This window comes from Herbaspirillum sp. C7C8 (genome assembly GCF_022627875.1).
Classification (GTDB): domain Bacteria; phylum Pseudomonadota; class Gammaproteobacteria; order Burkholderiales; family Burkholderiaceae_D; genus Herbaspirillum.
On the sequence record NZ_JABXGG010000088.1, the window covers coordinates 1 to 246 of the forward strand.

Consider the following 246-nt stretch of genomic DNA (forward strand, 5'->3'; position numbering starts at 1 on the left):
GCCTTCGGGCACGCGAGACCTCTCGACGTACCAGGTCAACATCAGTACCTACCACTTGGGAGAGTTCACGCAGATAGCCGTCCACTAAGGACTGGTCGCGAATGCTGGTAACTAGAGGGGCTGCTGCCCTAATAGCGGCAACACGGCCGTCCGCACGGTCAAGGTCGAACTGGTTAACGGTGTTCTCCATGACATAGCGATACAGCGGGATTCGACGTGCTACGAGCTCTCGAACGGCTTCTGGTC

General features: G+C 57.7%; 1 protein-coding gene. It reads right to left on the reverse strand.

The window, feature by feature from the left end:
- The coding region (locus HWE01_RS22760) for a hypothetical protein (RefSeq protein WP_241822974.1) at nt 1–190 on the reverse strand (190 nt) is incomplete at its 3' end.
- Nucleotides 191–246: the final 56 nt, after the last annotated feature.